Annotated in this window: 4 protein-coding genes; 1 reads left to right on the top strand and 3 read right to left on the bottom strand. The window is 49.6% G+C overall.

Translation table 11 applies throughout. The features are described from left to right. Both DWY84_RS17115 and DWY84_RS17110 read right to left on the bottom strand, forming a co-directional pair. Window positions 1–313: recombinase family protein (locus DWY84_RS17115; RefSeq protein WP_182434975.1), on the bottom strand; the 313-nt coding region annotated here is incomplete at its 3' end. Then, window positions 314–511 carry a hypothetical protein gene (locus DWY84_RS17110; protein WP_117555219.1) on the bottom strand — a complete coding sequence of 66 codons (198 nt, stop codon included), beginning with the start codon at window positions 509–511 and terminating at the stop codon, window positions 314–316. Between DWY84_RS17110 and DWY84_RS18095 the strand changes: the two genes are divergently transcribed. Next, a complete protein-coding gene (locus DWY84_RS18095) occupies window positions 485–724 on the top strand; it encodes a tweety protein (RefSeq protein WP_117555220.1) in 240 nt (79 codons plus the stop codon). The genes DWY84_RS17110 and DWY84_RS18095 overlap by 27 nt on opposite strands. Window positions 725–752: 28 nt before the next feature. Here DWY84_RS18095 and DWY84_RS17100 read toward each other — a convergent pair. Then, the coding region (locus tag DWY84_RS17100) for a virulence-associated E family protein (RefSeq protein ID WP_118534481.1) at window positions 753–1700 on the bottom strand (948 nt) is incomplete at its 5' end.

Genomic DNA, 1700 nt, shown 5'->3' with positions numbered 1-1700 from the left:
AGTTCCGCCCCAGTCGGCTGAGGTCTTTTGTGATGACAAGGTTGATTTGCCTGCGCTCAATGGCTCTCAACATTCTCTGTAAATCAGGACGCTCCATATTAAGACCTGTGAAGCCATCGTCCTGATAGACTGCCACAACCTCCCATCCCTGCTTTTCGCAGTATTTTTCCAGCATATCACGCTGGTTTGCGATACTGGCACTTTCGCCTTGCAGGTCATCGTCCTTTGACAGTCTGCAATAGACCGCTGCACGATAGCCCCCGGCAAGTGCCGAACCGATTGTTCTGTATTCCATTTCGTTCATCATAGCCATTTACCCACACAATCCAGACGGTATCTGGCTCTTTTGAACCTCATCTTTATTATACTTCAAATCTTTCTTTTTAGCAAGATATTCTTTTGAATTTGTCTTTCCATATTTCTGGGAAATCAGGCTGACGAACACATCGGTTGCGTCCAGTTCCCCGTCAAACACAGTAGTCACATGAATCTCTGTTTTGTTTTTTGCCATAGGCAGTTATCCTCCATACATGAAAATAGCCAGACAGAGGGTGTCGGCAACAAAGTCCGGCAACGGGCTTCAAAAGACCTTGCAAACAATCTCAATCTGGCGATGATTACTATTTATACTTTTCTTTTATTTTTCTGTTGTTTTGGTTGTTATAAGGGAGAAAAGCCCGGAAATAAGGGGTTTTCCCCGGCAACCGGCTCGGCAACGGGATAGCAACAGGGGGTGCAACGGGCTGTCATTTTCAGAATGGAAGCTCCATCTGTTCTGTGACCTCCACAAAGCCATCCATTGCTTTTTCAGACGGGTTGCATAAGTCCGTTGCCGGGTTTTCACGCTCCCAGCCCTTTTGTCTGCCGTATTCGGAAAACATTCTTGGATTCGGAAAGTACCGCCAGCGGTCAATGCATTGGTTCATAATCTCGTTGATTTCCCGTATTTCCCATTGCTTCGGCTCGTCAAAGGCATGGTTCAAAGCTTCCTTGTAGAGCTGCTTGGAGCAGACCATGCTCCCGGTGTACCTATCAAGATACGCCTGTATCATTCCGGCTTTGGTGTCCTCCGGCATAAAATCCCGCTGGTGTTCTTTGAGATACCGCTGCATGTCGGGGCTGAAAGCCAGCTTGAACCTGCCGCTTCGGTAAATCTCCATCGCTTCCGCCCACATCTGCTCGATATAGGCTCTGGAAGCAGCTTCGTCCTCCAAAATGTGAACCTCGGCTTGCTCCGGGTACACCATGACGGGGATAAAGCGGCGGTTGCCGGAACGGTCAAGGGGAAGAAAGTCAAGGGCATTGGAAGTGCCGCCAAACACGCACTGACGGGGGCGGTCTGCTGGGTGGGTTTCATAGGGTATCTTGTAAACCTCTTTCTGTCGGCTTAAAAATGACTTGATTTCCTCAATGCTCTTGGCGTTGGCGGTTGCCATCATTTCCGACATTTCGATAATCCAGTGACCTTGCAGCTTGCGGTACACATTGTCATCGTCCAACTTCCGCAAATCATCGGAGAACCACTCGTCCCGGACTGCCAGCAGACGGAAGAAGGTGGACTTGCCAGCCCCCTGACCGCCTACCAGACAGAGCATGATTTCAAATTTGCATCCCGGCTGAAAGGCTCGTGAGATTGCGCCCAGCAGGAACAGCTTCAACGCTTCATAGGTGTAATCGTCTGCGTCAGCCCCCAGAAAGTG

Origin of the sequence: Clostridium sp. AF27-2AA (assembly GCF_003478505.1) — a bacterium.
Taxonomy (GTDB): Bacteria; Bacillota; Clostridia; order Lachnospirales; family Lachnospiraceae; genus Brotaphodocola.
The sequence above is the reverse complement of the archived record's forward strand: the minus strand, read 5'-3'. Positions and strand labels throughout refer to the sequence as shown.